Genomic DNA, 22,617 nt, shown 5'->3' with positions numbered 1-22,617 from the left:
GTTCTCGCGTTACGCAGAATCGCCACCATAAGGCCGACGTCGGCGGTGGAGAACAACATGTCCAATAATTTCCTGAATCCGGTAACCACCCAGACCTGGGCCAATGGTCGGCACATCGTCCGCTGCGTCAAAGTCATCCAGGAAACCTGGGATGTGCGCACCTTCTGCTTCATGGCCGATCAGCCGATCCTGTTCTTTTTCAAGCCAGGGCAATTCGTCACCCTGGAGCTGGAAATCGAAGGCCAGCCGATCATGCGTTCGTACACGATTTCCAGCTCACCGTCGGTGCCTTACAGCTTTTCGGTGACCATCAAGCGTGTGCCGGGCGGCCGGGTTTCCAATTGGTTGCACGACACTTTGCACGAAGGCCAGGAGCTGGCGGTGCACGGGCCGGTCGGGCTGTTCAATGCCATCGACTTCCCGAGCCCGAAAGTGCTGTACCTCAGCGGCGGCGTTGGAATTACGCCGGTGATGTCCATGGCGCGCTGGTTCTACGACACCAACGCGAACGTCGACATGACCTTTATCCACAGCGCCCGCTCGCCCAAGGACATCATCTATCACCGCGAGCTGGAGCACATGGCGTCGCGGATCGACAACTTCAGCCTGCACCTGATTTGCGAAAAACACGGCCTGGGTGAGCCATGGGCCGGGTATCGCGGCTATCTGAACCACAAGATGCTGGAGCTGATGGTGCCGGACTTCCTGGAGCGCGAAGTGTTCTGCTGCGGCCCTACGCCGTACATGAATGCTGTGAAGCGTTTGCTGGAAGTTGCCGGTTTCGACATGACGCGTTATCACGAAGAATCCTTTGGCGCGACACCGCCCGAAGCCCGTGCCGATGCGGTGGAGCAGGCCGAGCAAGCGGCGGATGCGCCGGAGATCGACCTGGCAGACCTGCATCAAGTGGAATTTATCGCGTCCGGCAAGAGCATTCGCGTGGCGCCGGGGGAAACGGTGCATGCTGCGGCGGCCAAGCTCGGCCTGCTGATCCCCAAGGCCTGCGGCATGGGCATCTGCGGTACGTGCAAGGTCATGAAGCTGGGCGGCGAAGTAGAGATGGAGCACAACGGCGGGATTACCGAAGAGGACGAAGCCGAAGGCTATATCCTGTCGTGCTGCAGTGTGCCGAAGGGTGATGTACGCATCGAGTTCTGATCTGCTCGTTCCCACGCTCTGCGTGGTAACGCCTCCCAGGACGCTCCGCGTCCCGCCGCAGTTGAGGGGTGACGCGGAGCGTCACGGGCTGCATTCCCACGCAGAGCGCGGGAACGATCTTTCCGGCAGCAGGCACCTGCTCGTTCCCACGCTCTGCGTGGTAACGCCTCCCAGGACGCTCCGCGTCCCGTCGCAACTGAAGGGTGACGCGGAGCGTCACGGGCTGCATTCCCACGCGGAGCGCGGGAACGATCTTTCCGGCAGCAGGCACCTGCTCGTTCCCACGCTCCGCGTGGTAACGCCACCAGGGACGCTCCGCGTCCCGTCGTAAGGGAAGGGGCACGCGGATCTTCAGAGCCAAGGTTGGATGTCGATCAGGCCTGGCATACCTGCATAGTTGCGCGCGCTGGAGTAGCGCCAGTGTTCAGCCAGGTCCACATAGCCCCGCTTTATGGGGTTGTGATGGATGTAATCAAGCTTCTGGCGCATGACTGCCTCGCTGTAAACCAACTCCGCATGTGAACCTTCCTGCCACAGTTGATAAACACGATCTGTCTTGTGTGCACGCTTGCAGAAACGCAGGCGCTGCAATACCCGCTCCGCGCCTTTGCTTTGCAGGTCGTCAATGATGGTGCGGGCGGTGAAGGATTTGAATTGGCTGACGCACTTTCCCAGATCGGGCGCTTGAGCAATAAAGTGCAAGTGATTTTCCAGGATGACGTAACCAAACAAGTTTAAAGCGTGGTTGCTTTGTTGATATCGCCAGCAATCCAGAAGATGGTCCACCAGGTAGTTGCGGGTGAAGAGGGGGAGCCATTCCATGACAGTGCAGGTGAGGAAGTGGGGTTTTTCGGGTTCGGTGATGACATAGCGGCTTCTGCCCACGTGTTCATCCTTGATTTGGGGTGGACGCGGAGCGTCCGAGGAGGCATTCCCACGCGGAGCGTGGGAACGATCATGATTCAGCGTCGCGTCGCAGGTCGGGAATCTGCGACGCGAGCCTTAGGTGTTAACAGTTATTGGGCATAGATATGGACAACGAAGTGCTGGCCTGAGTTTGTCAATTCGTAGGCTTTGTCGTAGATGGTCAGCGTCCTTGATGACTCCTGAATGGTGTCCCCGACCTTGGCGTGTTTCCTGAACTCATCCCAGTCAATGACCGTGGTGCTAGTGCTGCCGCCGCTTTGCAGTGTGTTGCTATTGCTTTGATATTCCATGATAAAGCTCTCCATTGATGTGCCTTTGCCGCCGATTATTCGGCTGGCGGTGAAACCCGAAAGGTGGCAGTTATCGCTGCGTTTTCCTTGCGGGTAACAAGAGGCTAGACAATGAATGCGAGCTACGTAGCTGTCAGAAATATCAAAAAACAGTCTCGACAATCGGCCAGTAAGGACTGGCCGGGGCCCTGCTTTAAGCGTTCATCACTTCCCGAATATCGGCAGCCAATTCCCTTACACGCTCTTCCTCGGTATCCCACGCACACATGAAGCGCGCACCACCTTTGCCGATGAAGGTGTAGAAACGCCAGCCCTTGGCGGTCAGCGCTGCAATCGCGGGTTCGGAGAGTTGCAGGAACACGCCGTTGGCCTGTACCGGGAACATCAATTCCACACCGGGAATATCCGCCACCAGGCTGCTCAACAATTGCGCGCAATGGTTAGCGTGGCGCGCATGCTTGAGCCAGGCGTCATTTTCCAGCAGGCCCACCCATGGCGCAGAAAGGAAGCGCATTTTCGACGCCAACTGACCGGCCTGTTTGCAGCGGTAGTCGAAGTCTTCAGCCAGTTTGTGATTGAAGAACAGGATGGCTTCACCCACCGCCATGCCGTTTTTGGTACCACCAAAGCACAGCACGTCGACGCCGGCTTTCCAGGTCAGGTCGGCCGGTGAGCAACCCAGGAATGCACAGGCATTGGCGAAGCGGGCACCGTCCATGTGCAGGTTCAGGCCCAGCTCCTTGCAGGTGGCGCTGATGGCACGGATTTCTTCCGGGGTGTACACGCTGCCGACTTCGGTGGCCTGGGTCAGGGTCACGACGCGGGGTTTGGGGTAGTGGATGTCCTGGCGCTTGAGGGCGATCTCACGGATCGACTCCGGGGTCAGCTTGCCGTTTTCGGTGCGGGCAACCAACAATTTGGAGCCGTTGGAGAAAAACTCCGGCGCGCCGCATTCGTCGGTCTCGACGTGGGCAGTTTCCGAGCAAATCACGCTATGGTAGCTCTGGCACAACGAGGACAGCGCCAGGGAGTTGGCAGCCGTACCGTTGAAGGCGAAGAACACCTCGCAGTCGGTCTCGAACAGATTGCGGAAACCGTCGGCGGCGCGGTGGGTCCATTCATCATCGCCGTAGGCACGCTGATGGCCCTGGTTGGCTTGTTCCATGGCGGCCCAGGCTTCCGGGCAGATGCCGGAATAGTTGTCGCTGGCAAATTGTTGGCTCTTGTCGGTCATGGCCCGTTCCTGTGGTCGATGTTGGTGCGCACTTTACCCAAGATTGCCGGGGGCACGCACGCACTGTAAATGCAAAGTCGTTGGGGAATTATGCACGGTACTGAAACCTTGCCTGTCGGACCTGTCCGAGATGGCGCTTTGGATCTGCTCAAGTGGCTGGCGCTGTTGAGTATGGTGCTCGATCATTTGCGCTATGTGGGGCTGAGCCTGGATGGGCTATACGTGCCGGGGCGCCTGGCGTTTCCATGGTTTTGCCTGGCGATTGCGGCCAATTTGCACCGTGTCCGTTACGCCCCAGTGACGGGCCATTGGCGCTACCTGGGTTGGTTGCTGCTGTTCAGCGTGATCAGCGAAGTGCCTTATCGGATGTTCATCGAAGATGCCGATACCTTGAACGTGTTGCCGACCCTGGCGCTGGGCATGCTGGTTGCCCGAGGTTGGCAGCAAAAGGCGTTGGTTGATCGAGGATTGGCGCTGATCGCCGTCACAATGGCGGCCGTGTTTTCACACCAGTTGATGTTCGGTTTCTTTGGTGTATTGCTGCCACTGGCGTTATTGCTGGTGTTTCGCCGGCCCTGGTATTTCAGCGTGCTGCCGGGTTTAGTCTGCGTCGCCGCCAATCAGTGGCAGATTCTGCTCAATAGCGGCACGCTTGTGGCGCTGTCGGGGTTGGCTGCATGTCTGATTGCGCCGCTGGCAGGATTGGTCTTATTGCGACATGGCAAAAACGCCAACCCCCCCGCCATGCGACGCTGGGCCTATGCCCTGTATCCCATGCATTTTCTTCTGTTGCTACTCGTTCGCAAGCTCATCGCCTAGCCCTTGTAGGAGCGAGCTTGCTCGCGAAAAACGTCAACAATAACGCGGGCTGCCTGATTGAACGCGGCGCCCTCAGGTTTTTCGCGAGCAAGCTCGCTCCTACAGTTTGTAGGCACCCAGTTAGCATTTGCTCAGGCCATGTCGTAAACGCACCTTTGCGTGGCGTGCGCAGGCATTTGGCCCGCACGCGCCAGCCCTACCATCGCATCAAAGGGCCCTGCGAGGGCCTCAACAATACGAAAGGCTGGGAGAGACGCGATGTTCAGCAAACAAGACCAGATCCAGGGATATGACGACGCACTGCTGGCGGCGATGAATGCCGAGGAGCAGCGCCAGGAAGATCATATCGAGCTGATCGCGTCGGAGAACTACACCAGCAAGCGCGTGATGGAAGCTCAAGGCAGTGGCCTTACCAACAAATACGCCGAAGGCTACCCGGGCAAGCGCTACTACGGCGGCTGCGAGCATGTGGACAAGGTCGAAGCCCTGGCCATCGAGCGCGCCAAGCAGCTGTTCGGTGCCGATTACGCCAACGTGCAACCGCACTCCGGTTCCTCCGCCAACAGCGCCGTGTACCTGGCGCTGATCAATGCCGGCGACACTATTCTGGGCATGAGCCTGGCCCACGGCGGTCACCTGACCCACGGCGCCAAAGTGTCGTCCTCGGGCAAGCTGTATAACGCGGTGCAGTACGGCATCAACACCGACACCGGCCTGATCGACTACGACGAAGTCGAGCGCCTGGCGGTCGAGCACAAGCCGAAGATGGTCGTGGCAGGTTTCTCGGCCTACTCCAAGACCCTAGATTTTCCACGCTTTCGTCAGATCGCCGACAAGGTCGGCGCGCTGCTGTTCGTCGACATGGCCCACGTCGCCGGCCTGGTCGCCGCTGGCCTGTACCCGAACCCGCTGCCTTACGCCGACGTGGTCACCACCACCACTCACAAGACCCTGCGCGGTCCACGGGGCGGTTTGATCCTGGCCAAGGCCAACGAAGAAATCGAAAAGAAACTCAACGCTGCGGTATTCCCCGGCGCCCAGGGCGGCCCGCTGATGCACGTGATCGCTGGCAAGGCCGTGTGCTTCAAGGAAGCGCTGGAGCCCGGCTTCAAGGCTTACCAGCAGCAAGTGATCGATAACGCCCAGGCCATGGCCGAAGTGTTCATCAAGCGTGGCTACGATGTGGTCTCCGGCGGCACCGACAACCACCTGTTCCTGGTCAGCCTGATCCGCCAGGGCCTCACCGGCAAAGAGGCGGACGCCGCCTTGGGTCGCGCCCACATCACCGTCAACAAGAACGCGGTGCCGAATGACCCGCAGTCGCCGTTCGTGACCTCGGGCCTGCGCATCGGCACCCCGGCGGTGACCACCCGTGGCTTCAAAGTGCCGCAGTGCGTCGAACTGGCCGGCTGGATCTGCGACATCCTCGACAACCTCGGCGACGCCGACGTCGAGGCCAACGTGGCCAAGCACGTGTCTGCCCTGTGCGCTGATTTCCCGGTTTATCGCTGAGCGCGGTTTTGGAGTAATGACTATGCAACGCTACTCAGGCTTCGGCCTCTTCAAGCACTCCCTCAGCCATCACGAAAACTGGCAGAAGATGTGGCGCACGCCGACCCCTAAAAAGGTCTACGACGTGGTCATCGTCGGCGGCGGCGGGCATGGTCTGGCGACCGCTTACTACCTGGCCAAGGAACACGGCATCACCAACGTGGCGGTGGTCGAGAAAGGCTGGCTGGGCGGCGGTAACACCGCGCGCAACACCACCATCGTGCGTTCCAACTACCTGTGGGACGAGTCGGCGCACCTGTACGAACACGCTATGAAACTCTGGGAAGGTTTGTCCCAGGACCTGAACTACAACGTGATGTTCTCCCAGCGTGGCGTGTACAACCTGTGCCACACCCTGCAGGACATCCGTGACTCCGAACGCCGCGTGAGCGCCAACCGCCTCAACGGTGTGGACGGCGAGCTGCTGAATGCCCAGCAAGTGGCCGACGAAATCCCGTATCTGGATTGCTCCAAGAACACCCGTTACCCCGTGCTCGGCGCCACCGTGCAACGTCGCGGCGGCGTGGCCCGTCACGATGCCGTGGCCTGGGGCTTTGCTCGCGCTGCCGACGCCTTGGGCGTGGACCTGATCCAGCAGACCGAAGTGATCGGGTTCCGCAAGGAAAACGGCGTGTGCATCGGTGTGGAAACCAACAAGGGCTTTATCGGCGCCAAGCGCGTCGGTGTGGTCACTGCCGGTAACTCCGGGCACATGGCCTCGCTGGCGGGCTTTCGCCTGCCGATCGAATCCCACCCGCTGCAAGCGTTGGTGTCGGAGCCGATCAAGCCGATTATCGACAGCGTGATCATGTCCAACGCCGTGCATGGCTACATCAGCCAATCCGACAAGGGCGACCTGGTGATCGGCGCCGGTATCGACGGCTACAACGGCTACGGCCAGCGCGGTTCGTACCCGGTGATCGAGCACACCATCCAGGCCATCGTCGAGATGTTCCCGGTGCTGTCACGGGTGCGCATGAACCGCCAGTGGGGCGGCATCGTCGACACCACGCCGGATGCCTGCCCGATCATCTCCAAAACCCCGGTACCGAACATGTTCTTCAACTGCGGTTGGGGTACGGGCGGCTTCAAGGCCACCCCAGGCTCAGGCAACGTGTTTGCCGCCAGCCTGGCCAAGGGTGAAATGCACCCACTGGCCGCACCTTTTTCCATCGACCGTTTCCACAACGGTGCGTTGATCGACGAACACGGCGCTGCGGCCGTCGCCCACTAACAGGAGAAATCCCCTATGTTGCATATCTTCTGTCCTCACTGTGGCGAACTGCGCTCCGAAGAGGAATTCCACGCGTCCGGCCAAGCGCACATCCCGCGCCCGCTGGACCCGAATGCCTGCACCGACGAGCAGTGGGGCGACTACATGTTCTTTCGCGATAACCCGCGCGGCCTGCACCACGAACTGTGGATCCATGCCGCCGGTTGCCGTCAGTATTTCAACGCCACCCGCGACACTGTGACCTACGAAATTCTTGAAACCTACAAGATCGGTGAGAAGCCTCAGTTCACCGCCAAGGCCTCTGGAGAGAAGGTATGAGCCAGATCAATCGCCTGTCCAACGGTGGCCGCATCGACCGTAATAAAGTCCTGACGTTTACGTTCAACGGTCAGAGCTACAAGGGTTTTGAAGGCGACACCCTGGCCGCAGCCCTGCTGGCCAACGGTGTCGACATCATTGGCCGCAGCTTCAAGTACTCGCGCCCAAGGGGCATCTTTGCCGCGGGCGCCGAAGAGCCGAACGCGGTGCTGCAGATCGGCGCCACCGAAGCCACGCAGATCCCCAACGTGCGCGCCACCCAACAGGCGCTGTACCAAGGCTTGGTTGCTACCAGCACCAACGGCTGGCCGAGCGTGAACAACGACATGATGGGGATTCTCGGCAAGGTCGGCGGCAAGCTGATGCCGCCGGGTTTCTACTACAAAACCTTCATGTACCCGCAATCGTTCTGGATGACCTACGAGAAGTACATCCGCAAGGCGGCAGGCCTTGGCCGGTCGCCCACCGAGAACGACCCGGACACCTATGACAACTTCAACCGTCATTGCGACGTGCTGGTCGTGGGCGCAGGCCCTGCGGGCCTCGCGGCTGCGCTGGCCGCTGCGCGCAGCGGTGCCCGTGTGATCATCGCCGACGAGCAGGAAGAGTTCGGTGGTTCGCTGCTCGATTCGCGCGAAAGCCTCGACGGCAAGCCGGCCACTGAATGGGTTGCCAGCGTCATTGCCGAATTGAAAGCCCTGCCGGACGTGGTGCTGCTGCCCCGCGCCACCGTCAACGGTTACCACGACCATAACTTCCTGACCATTCACGAGCGTCTCACCGACCATCTCGGTGATCGTGCGCCGATTGGCGTGGTGCGTCAGCGTATCCACCGTGTGCGTGCCAAGCGTGTGGTGCTGGCCACCGGTGCGTGCGAGCGTCCGCTGGTGTATGGCAACAACGATGTGCCGGGCAATATGCTCGCGGGTGCGGTGTCTACCTACGTGCGTCGCTACGGCGTGGCACCGGGTAAAAAGCTGCTGCTGTCGACCAACAACGATCATGCCTACCGCGTTGCGCTGGATTGGTTCGATGCGGGCCTCACCGTTGTTGCGGTGGCCGATGCGCGCCACAACCCACGCGGGGCTCTGGTTGAAGAAGCTCGCGCCAAAGGCATTCGCATCCTCACCGGCAGCGCCGTGATCGAGGCCCGTGGCAGTAAGCACGTGACCGGTGCCCGCGTGGCAGCCATCGACGTCAAGGCGCACAAAGTCACCAGCCCCGGCGAGTGGCTGGACTGCGACCTGGTCGCCAGCTCCGGCGGTTACAGCCCGGTGGTGCACCTGGCCTCGCACCTGGGCGGCAAGCCGACCTGGCGTGAAGATATTCTCGGGTTTGTACCCGGCGAAGCACCGCAAAAGCGCGTGTGCGTGGGTGGCATCAACGGTGTCTACGGCCTTGGCGACTCCCTCGCCGATGGCTTTGAAGGCGGCGTGCGTGCGGCCAGCGAAGCCGGTTTTGCCCCGGTTGAAGGCACGCTGCCAAAAGCCTTGAGTCGTCTTGAAGAACCCACCCTGGCGCTGTTCCAGGTACCCCACGAAAAAGCTACCGCACGGGCGCCAAAGCAATTTGTCGACCTGCAAAACGACGTGACCGCCGCCGCCATCGAACTGGCCACCCGCGAAGGTTTCGAGTCGGTGGAGCACGTCAAACGCTACACCGCGCTGGGCTTCGGCACTGACCAGGGCAAGCTGGGTAACGTCAACGGCCTGGCCATCGCCGCCCGTTCGTTGAACGTGACCATCCCGCAGATGGGCACCACCATGTTCCGTCCCAACTACACGCCGGTGACGTTCGGCGCCGTAGCGGGCCGTCACTGTGGGCATATCTTCGAGCCGGTACGCTACACCGCGCTGCAAGCCTGGCACGTTAAGAACGGCGCCGAGTTTGAGGACGTTGGCCAGTGGAAACGCCCCTGGTATTTTCCGCGTAACGGTGAAGACCTGCACGCCGCCGTGAAGCGTGAATGCCTGGCGGTGCGTGACAGCGTCGGCCTGCTGGATGCCTCCACCCTCGGCAAGATCGACATTCAAGGTCCGGATGCCCGTGAGTTCCTTAACCGCATCTACAGCAACGCCTGGACCAAGCTCGATGTGGGCAAGGCGCGCTACGGCCTGATGTGCAAGGAAGATGGCATGGTCTTCGACGACGGCGTGACGGCCTGTCTGGCCGATAACCACTTCCTGATGACCACCACCACCGGCGGCGCCGCCCGCGTGCTGCAGTGGCTGGAAATCTACCAGCAGACCGAATGGCCGGACCTCAAGGTGTACTTCACCTCGGTCACCGACCATTGGGCAACCATGACCCTGTCGGGCCCCAACAGCCGCAAGCTGCTCAGTGAAGTCACCGACATCGACCTGGACAAGGACGGCTTCCCGTTCATGACCTGGAAGGAAGGCCTGGTGGGCGGCGTGCCGGCGCGGGTGTTCCGTATCTCGTTTACCGGTGAGCTGTCGTACGAAGTCAACGTGCAGGCCGACTACGCCATGGGTGTGCTGGAAAAGATCGTCGAGGCCGGCAAAAAGTACAACCTGACCCCGTACGGCACCGAGACCATGCACGTCCTGCGCGCTGAGAAGGGCTTCATCATCGTCGGGCAAGACACCGACGGCTCGATGACCCCGGACGACCTGAACATGGGCTGGTGCGTTGGCCGTACCAAGCCGTTCTCGTGGATCGGCTGGCGCGGGATGAACCGTGAAGACTGCGTGCGTGAAGAGCGCAAGCAGTTGGTGGGGCTCAAGCCGATCGACCCGAACGTGTGGCTGCCGGAAGGCGCGCAGTTGGTGTTCGATCCGAAGCAGACGATTCCGATGAAGATGGTGGGTCACGTTACCTCAAGTTATGCGCATAACTCCCTGGGCTATTCGTTTGCCATGGGTGTGGTGAAGGGCGGCTTGAAGCGCATCGGTGAGCGGGTGTTCTCGCCGCAAGCGGATGGCAGCGTGATCGAAGCCGAGATTGTGTCTTCGGTGTTCTTTGACCCCAAAGGTGATCGGCAGAACGTCTGACACCTGATCGTTCCCACGCTCTGCGTGGGAATGCATTCCGGGGCGCTCTGCGCCCCAAGGGCGGACGCAGAGCGTCCATGGCGGCATTCCCACGCAGAGCGTGGGAACGATCAACAGAATTCAGAACAGGTGCTTTATGACAGCAGCCAATGTTTACCAACAACGCCCCACCACCGGCGCCAAGGCCGAGTCGTCGCTGCACCATGCCGACCTCGCAAGCCTGGTCGGCAAGGGCCGCAAGAACGCCGGCGTGACCGTGCGTGAAAAGAAACTCCTCGGCCACCTGACTATCCGTGGCGATGGCCACGACGCCGCCTTCGCCGCCGGCGTACACAAGGCCGTCGGTATCGAACTGCCCGGCCCGCTGAGCGTGGTCTTCAAAGGTGAAACCAGCCTTCAGTGGCTCGGCCCGGATGAGTGGCTGTTGATTGTGCCGAGCGGTGAAGAGTTTGCCGCCGAGCAAAACCTGCGCGCCGCCCTGGGCGACCTGCATATCCAGATCGTCAACGTCAGCGGCGGCCAGCAGATTCTTGAACTGAGCGGCCCGAATGTGCGCGATGTGCTGATGAAGTCCACCAGCTACGACGTACACCCCAACAACTTCCCGGTCGGCAAAGCCGTGGGTACGGTGTTCGCCAAGTCGCAACTGGTGATCCGTCATACGGCTGAAGACACCTGGGAACTGCTGATCCGTCGCAGCTTCTCGGATTACTGGTGGTTGTGGTTGCAGGATGCCTCGGCTGAGTTCGGCCTGAGCGTTGTCGCATGATGATCATTCCCACGCTCCGCGTGGGAATGCATACCGGGACGCCCCGCGTCCCAAAAGCGGACGCAGAGCGTCCATGGCGGCATTCCCACGCAAAGCGTGGGAACGATCAGCCTGAGGAGTGACCCATGAGCCGCGCACCCGATACATGGATTTTGACCGCCGACTGCCCCAGCGTGCTCGGCACGGTGGACGCGGTCACCCGCTACCTGTTTGAGCAAGGCTGCTACGTCACCGAGCACCATTCGTTTGATGACCGCCTCTCGGGTCGTTTTTTCATTCGTGTTGAGTTCCGTCAGCCTGACGGCTTTGACGAGCAGGCGTTCCGCGATGGCTTGGCCAGCCGTGGTGAAGCCTTTGGCATGATCTTCGAACTGACGGCGCCGAACTACCGGCCCAAAGTGGTGATCATGGTCTCCAAGGCCGATCACTGCCTCAACGACCTGCTGTATCGCCAGCGCATCGGCCAGCTGTCGATGGACGTAGTCGCGGTGGTGTCCAACCATCCCGATCTGAAGCCCTTGGCTGATTGGCACCAGATTCCCTACTACCATTTCCCCCTCGACCCCAACGACAAACCGTCCCAGGAGCGCCAGGTGTGGCAAGTGGTGGAAGACACCGGCGCCGAACTGGTGATCCTTGCGCGCTACATGCAAGTGCTGTCACCAGAGCTGTGTCGCAAGCTGGACGGCAAGGCCATCAACATTCACCACTCGTTGCTGCCGGGCTTCAAGGGCGCCAAGCCTTATCACCAGGCGTACAACAAGGGTGTGAAACTGGTGGGCGCCACGGCGCATTACATCAACAACGATCTGGATGAAGGGCCGATCATCGCCCAGGGCGTGGAAGTGGTGGATCACAGCCACTATCCCGAAGATTTGATTGCCAAGGGGCGGGATATCGAAGGGCTCACATTGGCGCGGGCGGTGGGGTATCACATCGAGCGGCGGGTGTTCTTGAACGCCAATCGCACGGTGGTGCTCTGACTGACGCCTTCGCGAGCAAGCCCGCTCCCACATTCGACAGCATTCCAAGGTTGGAACCCGATCCACTGTGGGAGCTGGCTTGCCTGCGATGAGGCCCTTACAAGCAACACAAGAAACAGCATCTGTACCCGAGCACTTAACGCGCTGCCCCAAGGGGCAACGCAGTTCCATAAAAACAACAGCGAGGTGAAAGCATGTCTGGTAATCGTGGTGTCGTGTATCTCGGCAACGGCAAGGTCGAAGTACAGAAAATCGACTATCCCAAAATGCAGGACCCCCGTGGCAGGAAGATTGAGCACGGCGTCATCCTGCGCGTGGTCTCCACCAACATCTGCGGCTCCGACCAACACATGGTGCGTGGGCGCACCACGGCCCAGACCGGCCTGGTGCTCGGTCATGAAATCACCGGTGAAGTCATCGAGAAGGGCAGCGACGTCGAGAACCTGAAAATCGGCGATCTGGTGTCCGTGCCGTTCAACGTCGCGTGCGGCCGCTGCCGTTCTTGCAAGGAACAACACACCGGCGTCTGCCTGACCGTCAACCCGGCCCGTGCCGGTGGCGCCTACGGCTACGTGGACATGGGCGACTGGACCGGCGGCCAGGCCGAGTACGTGCTGGTGCCGTATGCCGACTTCAACCTGCTGAAACTGCCGGACCGTGACAAGGCCATGGAGAAAATCCGTGACCTGACCTGCCTCTCCGACATCCTGCCCACTGGCTACCACGGCGCTGTTACTGCCGGCGTCGGCCCAGGCAGCACTGTCTACATCGCGGGTGCCGGCCCGGTGGGTCTGGCGGCTGCCGCCTCCGCTCGCTTGCTGGGTGCAGCGGTGGTGATCATCGGCGACGTCAACTCGATCCGCCTGGCCCACGCCAAGGCTCAGGGTTTTGAAGTGGTCGACCTGTCCACCGACACCCCGCTGCACGAACAAATCGCCGCGCTATTGGGCGAGCCCGAAGTGGACTGTGCCGTTGACTGCGTGGGCTTCGAAGCACGCGGCCACGGCCACGACGGCGTCAAGGCCGAAGCCCCGGCCACCGTGCTCAACTCGCTGATGGGCGTGGTACGTGTGGCAGGCAAGATCGGTATCCCAGGCCTGTATGTGACCGAAGATCCAGGTGCTGTCGATGCCGCCGCAAAAATGGGCAGCCTGAGCATTCGCTTTGGTCTGGGCTGGGCCAAATCCCACAGCTTCCACACCGGGCAGACGCCAGTGATGAAGTACAACCGCCAACTGATGCAGGCGATCATGTGGGACCGTATCAACATCGCTGAGATCGTCGGCGTGCAGGTGATCAGCCTTGATGATGCGCCACGTGGCTATGGCGAGTTCGATGCGGGTGTACCGAAGAAGTTTGTGATTGATCCGCACAAGCTGTTCAGTGCGGCGTAAAGGCAAAGCAAACAAAGGGCGACCCGCGGGTCGCCCTTTGTTTAACAAAGACGCGCATCATTCTCGCGATGAGCTGCCAAGGCTCACCTGCCCGGGTGCAAGACCAAAAACTTCTACGCCCTCGGCGTTGGCATGGCCCACCTCTACGATCCGGCGTTCAATCGGCTGGCCCTCGCCTTTACGGTAAATCACGACCATTTCACTGCCTTCCTGGCTTATCGCTTCGGGCGCCACGATGATGGCCTGTTCATTGTGGTAGGCCGTGATGTTCAGGCGTGCGCTCATACCGGGACGGATACGCTTGGCCTGTCCTGGCGTCAATGCCGCCACGCTCAGTGTGACGGGAAACAGTGCACTGTCACCGGGGTCATCGCTGGGCAAGGCCAGGTTGCCGACCGCTTGCACATGGCCAAGCAGCGGCTCGCCGAGAAATCCATCACCCAGGATTTCAACGCGCTGTCCCGGTTGCAGCTGGTTGATATCCAGCTCGGATGCCGTAGTGACGATCTTCAGTGTTTCGGTATTGGCCAAACCCAGCAGAGCCTGATTCTGACTGACCCTTGAGCCGGTCTGTACGAGAGGCGTTACTTCGGCCCCTTGTGCGGCATTTACAGGAACAATAACGCCGGTGAACGGTGCTACCACGACTTGTTTGGCAATCAACCGTTGCAGCTGTTCGTACCTCACCGTGGCATTGGTCAGCTCCATTTCGGCAATCTGCCGAGCCTGCCCTTTCCCTTCGTCTAATAACGCGTTCAGCTCGTTTTGAGCGCTGCTGCGTTCAAGTCGTTGCAACTTCGTTTGCTGCTCCAGTTCGTCAAGTTCGTTGCGCGCAATAATGCCGCGTTCGAACAGATGGCGGTTTTCTCGTAGCCTGCCTTCCAGGTTGCTCAGTGAGATGTCGGCGGTGCGTAACGCACGACGCGCTCGTGTGACTTGAGTGCCATTTTCCCAATTGTTCAACTCGTGCACGGTTCGTTGGGCTTTGAGTTGCCCGGACAGGGCTTCGCGTAACTGCAGCTCGATCAGCGTAGGGTCCATGCTCAGAAGCGCTTGGCCTTTCTGTACCCACTGGCCCTGTTCGGCTTCGAGGGACTGGATAACGCCTTCGAATGGTGCGTTGAGCACTATGGTTTGGATAGGCTCGAATTTTCCGACCAGGCCGATATGTAGTGTCATTGGCTTGGTTTGCACGCTCACCCATTGCGGTGCGGGGGGCGGCGCAATCGCAACTTTTTTCACGATCAATGCAGCGCCAATCAACGCTATCAGCATCATCGAACCTATGCGCCAATAGTGCGAGTGACAGGCCTTTTCAGTGTGGGCCTTCAAGTGCAATCTCCCATTTTTCCAAGGTCATGCCGAGGGTTTCGTCCAATTGCGTCTGGGCGTTCAGATAAGCGATGAGTGCGTTGATACGTGCATTTTCCGCATCGCGCAGATCGTTTTCGAAACTGATGATTTGAAAATTGCTGGAGCGCCCGACGCTGAGTTTTTCGCGCTCGATGTCCAGCTTGCGCGTGGACAGTTCGTTGGCACGCAGGGCGATTTCATATTGACGCCAGCGGGTGCCCAGTTCGCGCACTACGTTGCTGACGTTGCGTTCCAATTCTTGACGGGCGTCGGCGATTAGCAACTGCTGTTGTTCTACATTGATACGCGCACGTGTCTGCGCTTGGCGGGTGCTGATGTCGCCAATGGGGATTTCCAACTGAAGGCCGGTATAGCTTTCCCAGCGCCGAGCAGAGCCGGTGCCTGGGTGCTCACGCACCTGACTGGCACCTGCCACCAGAGAGAGGTCCCAGCGAGCGGCATCCTTGGCGAGGATCATGTCCAACGCGGCCTGCTGGCCATTGAGCAATGTGGAGAGGTACTGAGGTTGCTGAGCTTGCGCCAGGTGAATGGCTTGTGGCAGATCGACCTCCAGGGGAGTTGCCTGTACGGCCTCGGTGGCCTGAATGTTCGTGGACAAATCCAGTGCCAGCAGGCGCAGCAGGGCGAGGCGTTGAATATCTAGCTGGTTTTGCGCTTCTTCGACACTCAGTTCCTGGACGGCGATGTCAGCTTCGGTCTGCACGATTTCAAATTGAGCCATGCGCCCGGCGTTGATCAGTGCTTTGTTCACCGTCAACAAGGCCTGCGCCCTTTGAAGCGACGCCTGGACGATGCCCAGTTGCTCCTGAGCCCTGATCAGCTCCCGATAGGTTGTGATGATGGTGGAGACCGTTTGAGAAATATTCGCCTTGAGGTTCAGGCGGTTGGCTTGCTCTGACAGTCTTGCGAGCCGCAGGGGGGCGGTGGTGACATCCGGGCCGGATCCGCGCAATAACGGTTGGATTATTTCCAGGTTTATCCCGTCGCTGCGCAGGTGGCCCACCTGCTCGGAATGGTTGAGCTGCTGGGTCCATCCCACGTTCAAGCGCGTGCCGTACTGTCCGAGCAACGTAGCCGTGGGGGTAAGTGCGAGTTGACGAGCTTGGTCTTCGCTGCTTCTGATGTTTGTGTATTCACTCTTGAGCAAGAGTTTTGGCTTGAACGCGTCCTCAGCCACGCGCAGGTCGAATTTTTGGCCCTCCCTTTGCAAGTAAGCGCTGCGTATTTCACGGTTGTTGCGCAGGCCAAGGTAAAGGGCATCCGCCAGACTCATGCCGATAGTCTGCTCGCTTAACAGCGAGGAGGCTTTGGCATTCTGGACACACAAGAAAAACGCTGCGGTCAGCACCAAGTATCTACTCGTCTTCACGCAGCGCTTCCACAGGTTGTAGCCGCGAGGCGGAAAGGGCGGGGTAAAGCCCAAAAAACATACCGACTACTATCGCGCTGCCAATGCCCAACGGCACCGACATTGGCGACAGCGCGAAGCTCCATCCCGATACACGGGCATAAATGAGGGCCAAGCCGACGCCCAGGATGGCTCCGGTAAGTGCTCCCAAGGTGGTCAAGGTCAGTGCTTCGATCATGAACAGGTTGCGGATATCGCGGGGACGAGCGCCCATGGCCATGCGCAAACCGATTTCTCGGCGCCGTTGCGCGATGCTCATCAGCATGACGTTCATCACCCCGACACCACTGGTGATAAGCGAAATGCCAGCGAGGGCGGCTAGCAGATAGGTGAAGGTTCGATTCTGTTGGGACAGGCCGTCGATGATCTGCTGGGGGACCAGAACGTCGATGTCCTGGCCGGGAAATAGCTGTCTTAATCCGTGTTTGAAGTCGGACGCCACGCTACCAATAGGACGCGCGCCCGGAGCACGTGCGAAAACGTGGGTGACTGGCGCCCAAGCTTGTAGTCGGCTGACACCTTGCAGTGGAATAAACATGGAGGTGTTGGGGTCGAACGGAGCAATCGCCGACGCAAACCGTGGATGCAGAACGCCTATGACTTGGAACAGTGCATGTTGCACTCGTAGTGTGTCGCCTATGCGCACCGGCGTGCCAGCGCTGGAGAGTTCATTGGCGAGCTGGCGGCCTATCACTGCATGAGTGGCTTGGTCATCGAATTCGCTCAGAAAACGCCCTTCATGCACTTCCAAGCCCAACGCCTGTTTCAGTGGGGGCGTTGAGCCGATCAGTTGGATAGAAATGTCGCGCCCCTTGAACGTCACTGAGTTGCCCATCAGGGCAACGGGTGCAATGTTCACTAAATCAGGGACTTTATTGCGCAGTTGAGTAATGCCTGCGGGCAGCGGCGAGGCTTGCCTCGTATCTGCGGCATTTGAAACCTGTGCAACTAGTGTATCGACACCCATTCCCTGGAAGATTGCAGCGGCTTCTTCGGCGGCGTTGTGACCGATATTGATGAGGGCGACCACCGAGCAGCTCCCCATGACGACGCCGAGAAGGGTGAGCACTGCGCGTTTGCCCAAGGTCCGCAGGTTGGTTCTGACGTCATGTATCAGGTCGCGAAAAGTTTGGCTCCCGCCGCTCATCAGTTCTGACACGGTTCGTGCTCACGCAGGGTTCGGTCCTGAACGAAGATTTGTCTGTCCAGGCGCGCGGCGATGTCTAAATCATGGGTGACGACAATCAGCGTGACGCGGTGCTCACGATTGATTGCCAGCAACAATTGCAGAATGTCGTTTGCCGTGCGGCTGTCCAGATTGCCAGTGGGCTCGTCCGCGAGAATCAGGGAAGGCTCCCCCACGAGAGCTCGCGCAATTGCGACTCGCTGTCGTTGGCCGCCAGACAGATCGGCGGGTAGGTGATGTGCCCGGTGGCTGAGGCCGACCTGGTCGAGTCTGTGCATGGCACGCTGCAGGGCTACTCGCCGGCCAAGGCCACGGTAGGAGAGAGGCAAGGCGACGTTGTCCAGTGCGCTGAGGCGTGGCATCAGGTTGAAGTTCTGGTAGATGAAGCCTAGGTGTCGGTTGCGTAACACGGCCAGTTGATCCGGTGTCGCCTTGGATGTGTCGTGTCCGTAAAACTCATACCGCCCTTCATCAGCCCGGTCCAAGAGGCCGAGTATGTTAAGTAATGTGCTCTTACCTGAGCCCGAAGTGCCAAGCACGGCACAGTGGTCACCTGCGTTTATCTGCAAGTTTATGTTCTCAAGAATTGAGATGGGCTGTTTGGCAAGTTGATAATACTTGCATACGCCCTGCAGCGAGAGGGCGAGCGGGGGGGCAGGGATCACGAGCATTTGAAGTTCAGGATGTTCGATAAAAGAGGCGGGATGGCGACAATGTATTTGACTGTTCGCATGCAAACAACAAACCGTGTGCGAGTTGTCTTTTCATTTGGCTAGGTGCCTGACGCCGGTGCTTTTGTAAATGCAAGAGCACCAGCGGCGAACAATCAGCGGCTTAGATCGAGATAAAGCATCTAGGGTCGGACCCGGACTTATCAAATATCATCTCAATTTCCGCACTTCGCAAACCGGGGTTATAGTTGGCCATTTTCAAATCATGCCATTGCCTGTCCTGCTTCATGGCATCTGCTGACTTTGTCACGCGGGTTCCATTTCGGCTGACGGTCTTTATATTGACATTGGCTTTGCTTCTGTCGGTGTGCCCGTCGGTTTTCACAATTCGGTACCTGTCTACGCGCACGTAATGTATGGTACTTCCGCTACCGGCAATAACGCCTTGAACGTAGCCGACAAACTTCCCAGTGCTGCATGAATGAGAAAATGCTGATTCAGTGACAGCTTGATTTGAGAAAGAGTTTCCAATCGGAACAGTGATGGTGCCGATAGCGCTCGCTAACCCGCTCGCACTTGCAACGGCCGGAAGGCCGAACAGCGCAATTGCAAGTAGTCCGGGTTTTAAGAAGGATTTAAACATGTCGTTCTCCGAAAAATTCATTGCTGTTTTCGGCACTTCGTGAGGGGCCTGGCCCGTGGCTTGGTTGTTGTTAGAACGGGTTGGCTGCAGTCTGATAGTTTTCTATTGTTAGTTAAGTAGGACTTGTCTGAGGTTTGCTATTTCCAGCAAACCCGCTTCTACAGGTTCTTTGGAAACTGCCAGTTGATGCGCAAGCAAACAAAGGGCGACCTGCGAGTCGCCCTTTGCATCACTTAAGCGCCGTCAACCGCAAATAGGGATCGGCCACCTCACCGTTTTTTATCAAACGTTTTCCACCGTAATCACAGTGCACCTTACCGTCGCGCACGTTGATGGCTTCTGCCTGCAGTGCGTATTCCGGGTCCAGAAAATCATCGTTGGTCCCGGCGGTTTGCCCCGTCCATGTTTTGCCTTGGGTTTGGGCTGAATACTGATAGCCCTCGCCATAGGGCGGCGGCAGGTCGGGGTCTGTGTAGGGTTTTGAATGGATGTCGCTGACGGCAGGGCATTGGCCCGTGTCGACGGCTGCGTTGCTGGCTGGCAGGTTGTAGGCGGTGACTAGGGAAAAGAGATTAGGTACCCATCCGATCATCGTTATAACTCCTTGTCCACGAGGTAGTCCTCCCTGCTCTGCGTTGGGAGGCCGATCTGGGTGGGGCGTTACACGGGTTAGGTTCCTTGGAAGCTGCTACAGCAGGTTACGGGACATGCAACGGGTCGGCCGGTGAGTCTGCAAATGAGACCATCTCTGGGAGCAGGCTCGCCCGCGAAGGCGATGTGTCAGTCACTGCATTATCGCTTTCGCAGGCAAGCCAGTTCCCACATTTGATCTTTGTTGCTTTGAACATTGCGTTCGCTTAACAGATCGGCATCAGGGCAAGCCCACTCCTACATTTAAACCGAGTGTCAGCCGGTGATTAGCGCGTGGCCAGGGCGCCTTGGTAGACCGTCGGCCCTGTCGGTTGCTTGCTCACCGAGCCACCCTTGGTTTCCGAACTCACCATCAGCTCCACCGGCTTGCTGATGCTTTCTTGCTGGCGCGGATTCAGGCCGATGATGCCTTTGCCATCCTCCGGCAGCAGGCCAAGGGATACCGGTGTGCCGTCTTTGGGAATCGCCCAGAGTTCAAGGCTTTGGTCCGGTGCTGGCGCCGTGGAGGCAATCGGCTGCACTTCCAGGTAATCCTTGTGGGCCATGATTTGTGCGGCTGGCTGCTGGGTCGTGGTCACCAATGTCGCCGCGGATTTGACGCTGTCCTGGGTGTAGAGCGCGCCGCCGATACCGGCAACCACTACCGCACAGGCGCCGATGAACAGGCGAGGGCGGCTCCAGAACGCAGGCTTGTGCTCAATCACTGGGGGTTGGATCGCAGTCATAAGTCTCTTCTCGACAAATTTTGTAGTCAGTTCATGGACCCGCTTATCCCCGATGGGTTCCTCAGGGGCTCCGGAACAACCGACGGGATACCCAGTCCAACGCCTGCGTTTACCCCTATACCCAGAGGTTGTTTCGATGAAGATTTCACGCGGTTTTGCCCTGTCCTGCCTGTTGACCGTGGCCGCCGGCCCGGTGTTCGCCGCAGGTTTCAGCCTTGGCGATGCAGCCAATGCCATTTCCGGCATGCAGGGTGGCAACAACAAGGCTGCCGCCGCCGCGCCCACCTCGGAGACGGCCGACCTGCTGACGGCCTTGACCTCGCAACTGAACATCACCCCCGAGCAAGCAGTGGGCGGCACGGGCGCCATGCTGGGCCTGGCCAAGAACAAACTGAGCGGCAATGACTTCTCGCAGTTGAGCAGCACTGTACCGGGCCTCGACAAGTTGTCAGGTAATAACGCATTGGGCAGCCTCGGTGCCCTGAGCGGGATGCTCGGCCAAACCGGTGGCAGCAAGACCAGCGGCCTGGACGGCCTGTTGGGCAACGTGAAAAGCACCAATGACTTGAACACCGCCTTCAGCGCATTGGGCATGGACAGCGGCATGGTCGGCCAGTTTGCCCCGGTGATCCTGAAATACCTGGGAGGCGAGGGCGCCAGCAGTTCCGTGCTGGGCAAATTGGCTCAGGCCTGGGGTACCGGCAGCTAAGGCTCTTGGCGCAGTTGTTCGATGCGCGCATCCTTTTCCATCCAGAGCTGGTTGACCCAGTTCTGGACGGTCTGGCGAAACGCCGGATCGTTCTCGTAATCCCCTTGCCACAACGCCGGGTCCAGTTCGCGGGTACGGATATCCACGATCACCTTCGGCACTGCGCCGCTGATCAAGTCCCAGAACCCCGGAATCTTTTGCTGCGGATATACCACGGTCACGTCGAGGATCGCGTCCAGTTGTTCGCCCATCGCCGCCAGCACAAATGCCACGCCGCCCGCCTTGGGCTTGAGCAATCGGGTAAACGGTGACGCCTGCTGCTTGCGCTTGGCCTCGTTGAACCGCGTGCCCTCCAGGTAATTGACCACCGTGACCGGCTGGCGCTTGAACAGCTCGCAGGCCTCTTTGGTGATTTTCAGATCCTGCCCCGCCAGCTCCGGGTGCTTGGCCAGGAATGCCTTGGTGTAGCGCTTCATGAAGGGGTAATCCAGCGCCCACCAGGCCAGGCCGAGGAAGGGCACCCAGATCAGTTCTTTTTTCAGGAAGAACTTGAAGAACGGCGTGCGCCGGTTCAGCGCCTGGATCAGCGCCGGGATATCCACCCAGGATTGATGGTTGCTGATGACGAGGTAGGAGGTGTCCCTGCGCAGGTCCTCACCGCCGCGAATATCCCATTGGGTTGGAATGCACAGCGAGAAGATCAGCTTGTCGATCTCGGCCCAGGTCTCGGCGATCCACATAACCGCCCATGAGGCATAGTCACGCGAGCGCCCTGGCGCCACCAGCTTGAGCAGGGCGAAGACCATCAAGGGGCCGATCAGGATCAGCGTGTTGAATAACAGCAGCAGTGTAACCAGACAGCCGGTGAGCAGGCGGCGCATAAGCAACTCTTGGAATTCTGTGGGCGGGCCATGATAAGCAAGGTGAGTCTAGAGGCCAAATCGCAAATTGCCCGACGAATGTTTCACACTGTGCGCGATATGCTCGGTCATCCAACTAAGTGCTGTGTTTGCGGTCTAGACTCCGCCCACTTCTTTCGAGGAAATCCTGCCGTGAAATTGCTCCTTGCCGCGTTCGCCCTGGTTGCTGTGCCTGTCATGGCCGCCGAACCGACCCTTTACGGTCGCTACGAATACATCCAGTTGCCGGAGATCGGCCAGACGTTCAAGGCCAAGATGGACACCGGCGCGCTGACCGCCTCGCTGTCGGCGCGCGACATCGAAACCTTTCAGCGCGACGGCGATGACTGGGTGCGCTTCCGCCTCGGCGGTGAAGACGCGGGTAACAAGGTCTATGAGCACAAGGTGTCGCGCATCAGCAAGATCAAGAGCCGCGCCGACGAAGATGATGACAAGGACGAAGCCAGTGTGGCCAAGCGCCCGGTGATCGATCTGGAGATGTGCCTGGGCGACGTCAAGCGCACCGTCGAGGTCAACCTCACCGACCGCAGCAGCTTCAACTACCCGCTGCTGATCGGCGCCAAGGCCCTGCGTGAATTTGGCGCTGCGGTAAACCCGGCACGTCGCTACACTGCCGACAAACCGGACTGCTGATTGAAC

22 protein-coding genes are annotated in these 22,617 nt (G+C 59.4%); 11 read left to right on the top strand and 11 right to left on the bottom strand.

Features of this window, described 5'->3' with window-relative positions:
• The first annotated feature begins 57 nt into the window (after nucleotides 1–57).
• Nucleotides 58–1,158, top strand: coding sequence for a glycine betaine monooxygenase reductase subunit (gbcB, locus tag AC1RAC_RS20500; protein ID WP_014720237.1), 1,101 nt, complete (start codon nucleotides 58–60; stop codon nucleotides 1,156–1,158).
• 351 nt (nucleotides 1,159–1,509) lie between these two features.
• Here gbcB and AC1RAC_RS20495 read toward each other — a convergent pair whose 3' ends face one another.
• From AC1RAC_RS20495 to AC1RAC_RS20485, 3 genes are all read right to left on the bottom strand, one after another.
• Nucleotides 1,510–2,043, bottom strand: a complete 534-nt coding sequence (locus AC1RAC_RS20495; protein ID WP_003194866.1) for an REP-associated tyrosine transposase — start codon at nucleotides 2,041–2,043, stop codon at nucleotides 1,510–1,512.
• Nucleotides 2,044–2,174: 131 nt separating this feature from the next.
• Nucleotides 2,175–2,375, bottom strand: a complete 201-nt coding sequence (locus AC1RAC_RS20490) for a hypothetical protein (RefSeq protein WP_054920783.1) — start codon at nucleotides 2,373–2,375, stop codon at nucleotides 2,175–2,177.
• Between the two features lie 193 nt (nucleotides 2,376–2,568).
• On the bottom strand, nucleotides 2,569–3,609 hold the full coding sequence (locus AC1RAC_RS20485; RefSeq protein ID WP_003194862.1) for a threonine aldolase family protein: 1,041 nt from the start codon (nucleotides 3,607–3,609) through the stop codon (nucleotides 2,569–2,571).
• A gap of 90 nt (nucleotides 3,610–3,699) precedes the next feature.
• Between AC1RAC_RS20485 and AC1RAC_RS20480 the strand changes: the two genes are divergently transcribed.
• The 8 genes from AC1RAC_RS20480 to fdhA all read left to right on the top strand — a co-directional run bounded on the left by AC1RAC_RS20480 (nucleotide 3,700) and on the right by fdhA (nucleotide 13,691).
• Nucleotides 3,700–4,428, top strand: coding sequence for a TraX family protein (locus tag AC1RAC_RS20480; RefSeq protein WP_181124728.1), 729 nt, complete (start codon nucleotides 3,700–3,702; stop codon nucleotides 4,426–4,428).
• Between the two features lie 258 nt (nucleotides 4,429–4,686).
• Nucleotides 4,687–5,940 (top strand): serine hydroxymethyltransferase, encoded by a 1,254-nt coding sequence (gene glyA / locus AC1RAC_RS20475; protein WP_003194857.1) that lies wholly within the window; start codon nucleotides 4,687–4,689, stop codon nucleotides 5,938–5,940.
• 22 nt (nucleotides 5,941–5,962) lie between these two features.
• A complete protein-coding gene (locus AC1RAC_RS20470) occupies nucleotides 5,963–7,213 on the top strand; it encodes a sarcosine oxidase subunit beta (RefSeq protein WP_003176546.1) in 1,251 nt (416 codons plus the stop codon).
• A 15-nt stretch (nucleotides 7,214–7,228) separates the two neighbouring features.
• Nucleotides 7,229–7,531, top strand: a complete 303-nt coding sequence (locus AC1RAC_RS20465) for a sarcosine oxidase subunit delta (protein ID WP_003194855.1) — start codon at nucleotides 7,229–7,231, stop codon at nucleotides 7,529–7,531.
• A complete protein-coding gene (locus tag AC1RAC_RS20460) occupies nucleotides 7,528–10,545 on the top strand; it encodes a sarcosine oxidase subunit alpha (protein WP_054896756.1) in 3,018 nt (1,005 codons plus the stop codon). Before AC1RAC_RS20465 ends, AC1RAC_RS20460 begins: the two co-directional genes overlap by 4 nt.
• Nucleotides 10,546–10,681: 136 nt before the next feature.
• On the top strand, nucleotides 10,682–11,314 hold the full coding sequence (locus tag AC1RAC_RS20455) for a sarcosine oxidase subunit gamma (protein ID WP_014720232.1): 633 nt from the start codon (nucleotides 10,682–10,684) through the stop codon (nucleotides 11,312–11,314).
• Between the two features lie 125 nt (nucleotides 11,315–11,439).
• Nucleotides 11,440–12,297: a formyltetrahydrofolate deformylase gene (purU, locus tag AC1RAC_RS20450; protein WP_057702207.1), complete on the top strand. Its 858-nt coding sequence runs from the start codon at nucleotides 11,440–11,442 to the stop codon at nucleotides 12,295–12,297.
• Nucleotides 12,298–12,491: 194 nt separating this feature from the next.
• Complete coding sequence (gene fdhA, locus AC1RAC_RS20445; RefSeq protein WP_014720230.1) at nucleotides 12,492–13,691, top strand: formaldehyde dehydrogenase, glutathione-independent; 1,200 nt, start codon at nucleotides 12,492–12,494, stop codon at nucleotides 13,689–13,691.
• A 57-nt stretch (nucleotides 13,692–13,748) separates the two neighbouring features.
• Here fdhA and AC1RAC_RS20440 read toward each other — a convergent pair whose 3' ends face one another.
• From AC1RAC_RS20440 to AC1RAC_RS20410, 7 genes are all read right to left on the bottom strand, one after another.
• Entirely contained in the window at nucleotides 13,749–14,933 is a 1,185-nt protein-coding gene (locus tag AC1RAC_RS20440; protein WP_372241999.1) for an efflux RND transporter periplasmic adaptor subunit, read from the bottom strand.
• Between the two features lie 73 nt (nucleotides 14,934–15,006).
• Nucleotides 15,007–16,416, bottom strand: coding sequence for a TolC family protein (locus tag AC1RAC_RS20435; RefSeq protein WP_233101204.1), 1,410 nt, complete (start codon nucleotides 16,414–16,416; stop codon nucleotides 15,007–15,009).
• A gap of 4 nt (nucleotides 16,417–16,420) precedes the next feature.
• Nucleotides 16,421–17,632, bottom strand: a complete 1,212-nt coding sequence (locus tag AC1RAC_RS20430; RefSeq protein WP_492616936.1) for an ABC transporter permease — start codon at nucleotides 17,630–17,632, stop codon at nucleotides 16,421–16,423.
• Nucleotides 17,620–18,330, bottom strand: a complete 711-nt coding sequence (locus tag AC1RAC_RS20425; protein WP_054896759.1) for an ABC transporter ATP-binding protein — start codon at nucleotides 18,328–18,330, stop codon at nucleotides 17,620–17,622. The genes AC1RAC_RS20430 and AC1RAC_RS20425 overlap by 13 nt, the downstream gene beginning before the upstream one ends.
• 163 nt (nucleotides 18,331–18,493) lie before the next feature.
• Complete coding sequence (locus AC1RAC_RS20420) at nucleotides 18,494–18,973, bottom strand: hypothetical protein (RefSeq protein ID WP_054896760.1); 480 nt, start codon at nucleotides 18,971–18,973, stop codon at nucleotides 18,494–18,496.
• A gap of 229 nt (nucleotides 18,974–19,202) precedes the next feature.
• Nucleotides 19,203–19,565 (bottom strand): hypothetical protein, encoded by a 363-nt coding sequence (locus AC1RAC_RS20415; protein WP_054920761.1) that lies wholly within the window; start codon nucleotides 19,563–19,565, stop codon nucleotides 19,203–19,205.
• A 325-nt stretch (nucleotides 19,566–19,890) separates the two neighbouring features.
• Nucleotides 19,891–20,349 (bottom strand): anti-sigma factor domain-containing protein, encoded by a 459-nt coding sequence (locus tag AC1RAC_RS20410; RefSeq protein ID WP_054896761.1) that lies wholly within the window; start codon nucleotides 20,347–20,349, stop codon nucleotides 19,891–19,893.
• 136 nt (nucleotides 20,350–20,485) lie between these two features.
• On the opposite strand from AC1RAC_RS20410, the gene AC1RAC_RS20405 reads away from it, so the two are divergent.
• Entirely contained in the window at nucleotides 20,486–21,058 is a 573-nt protein-coding gene (locus AC1RAC_RS20405; protein WP_034128869.1) for a DUF2780 domain-containing protein, read from the top strand.
• On the opposite strand, the gene yihG is transcribed toward AC1RAC_RS20405, so the two are convergent.
• Nucleotides 21,055–21,939 carry a 1-acylglycerol-3-phosphate O-acyltransferase, YihG family gene (gene yihG / locus AC1RAC_RS20400; RefSeq protein WP_236452397.1) on the bottom strand — a complete coding sequence of 295 codons (885 nt, stop codon included), beginning with the start codon at nucleotides 21,937–21,939 and terminating at the stop codon, nucleotides 21,055–21,057. The genes AC1RAC_RS20405 and yihG overlap by 4 nt on opposite strands.
• 171 nt (nucleotides 21,940–22,110) lie before the next feature.
• Here yihG and rloA2 point away from each other — a divergent pair, with 171 nt between their 5' ends.
• Nucleotides 22,111–22,611: a retropepsin-like aspartic peptidase RloA2 gene (rloA2, locus tag AC1RAC_RS20395; protein ID WP_014720226.1), complete on the top strand. Its 501-nt coding sequence runs from the start codon at nucleotides 22,111–22,113 to the stop codon at nucleotides 22,609–22,611.
• Nucleotides 22,612–22,617 lie beyond the last annotated feature (6 nt).

Source organism: Pseudomonas sp. GW823-FHT02F05 (assembly GCF_058797315.1).
The sequence above is the reverse complement of the archived record's forward strand: the minus strand, read 5'-3'. Positions and strand labels throughout refer to the sequence as shown.

Bases quoted from the DNA above. Each gene is read 5' to 3' on its own strand.
- gbcB (WP_014720237.1), top strand. From the start codon at position 58: ATGTCCAATAATTTCCTGAATCCGGTAACCACCCAGACCTGGGCCAAT.
- AC1RAC_RS20490 (WP_054920783.1), bottom strand. From the start codon at position 2,375: ATGGAATATCAAAGCAATAGCAACACACTGCAAAGCGGCGGCAGCACT.
- AC1RAC_RS20485 (WP_003194862.1), bottom strand. From the start codon at position 3,609: ATGACCGACAAGAGCCAACAATTTGCCAGCGACAACTATTCCGGCATC.
- AC1RAC_RS20480 (WP_181124728.1), top strand. From the start codon at position 3,700: ATGCACGGTACTGAAACCTTGCCTGTCGGACCTGTCCGAGATGGCGCT.
- glyA (WP_003194857.1), top strand. From the start codon at position 4,687: ATGTTCAGCAAACAAGACCAGATCCAGGGATATGACGACGCACTGCTG.
- AC1RAC_RS20470 (WP_003176546.1), top strand. From the start codon at position 5,963: ATGCAACGCTACTCAGGCTTCGGCCTCTTCAAGCACTCCCTCAGCCAT.
- AC1RAC_RS20465 (WP_003194855.1), top strand. From the start codon at position 7,229: ATGTTGCATATCTTCTGTCCTCACTGTGGCGAACTGCGCTCCGAAGAG.
- AC1RAC_RS20460 (WP_054896756.1), top strand. From the start codon at position 7,528: ATGAGCCAGATCAATCGCCTGTCCAACGGTGGCCGCATCGACCGTAAT.
- AC1RAC_RS20455 (WP_014720232.1), top strand. From the start codon at position 10,682: ATGACAGCAGCCAATGTTTACCAACAACGCCCCACCACCGGCGCCAAG.
- purU (WP_057702207.1), top strand. From the start codon at position 11,440: ATGAGCCGCGCACCCGATACATGGATTTTGACCGCCGACTGCCCCAGC.
- fdhA (WP_014720230.1), top strand. From the start codon at position 12,492: ATGTCTGGTAATCGTGGTGTCGTGTATCTCGGCAACGGCAAGGTCGAA.
- AC1RAC_RS20425 (WP_054896759.1), bottom strand. From the start codon at position 18,330: ATGCTCGTGATCCCTGCCCCCCCGCTCGCCCTCTCGCTGCAGGGCGTA.
- AC1RAC_RS20420 (WP_054896760.1), bottom strand. From the start codon at position 18,973: ATGTTTAAATCCTTCTTAAAACCCGGACTACTTGCAATTGCGCTGTTC.
- AC1RAC_RS20415 (WP_054920761.1), bottom strand. From the start codon at position 19,565: ATGATCGGATGGGTACCTAATCTCTTTTCCCTAGTCACCGCCTACAAC.
- AC1RAC_RS20410 (WP_054896761.1), bottom strand. From the start codon at position 20,349: ATGACTGCGATCCAACCCCCAGTGATTGAGCACAAGCCTGCGTTCTGG.
- AC1RAC_RS20405 (WP_034128869.1), top strand. From the start codon at position 20,486: ATGAAGATTTCACGCGGTTTTGCCCTGTCCTGCCTGTTGACCGTGGCC.
- yihG (WP_236452397.1), bottom strand. From the start codon at position 21,939: ATGCGCCGCCTGCTCACCGGCTGTCTGGTTACACTGCTGCTGTTATTC.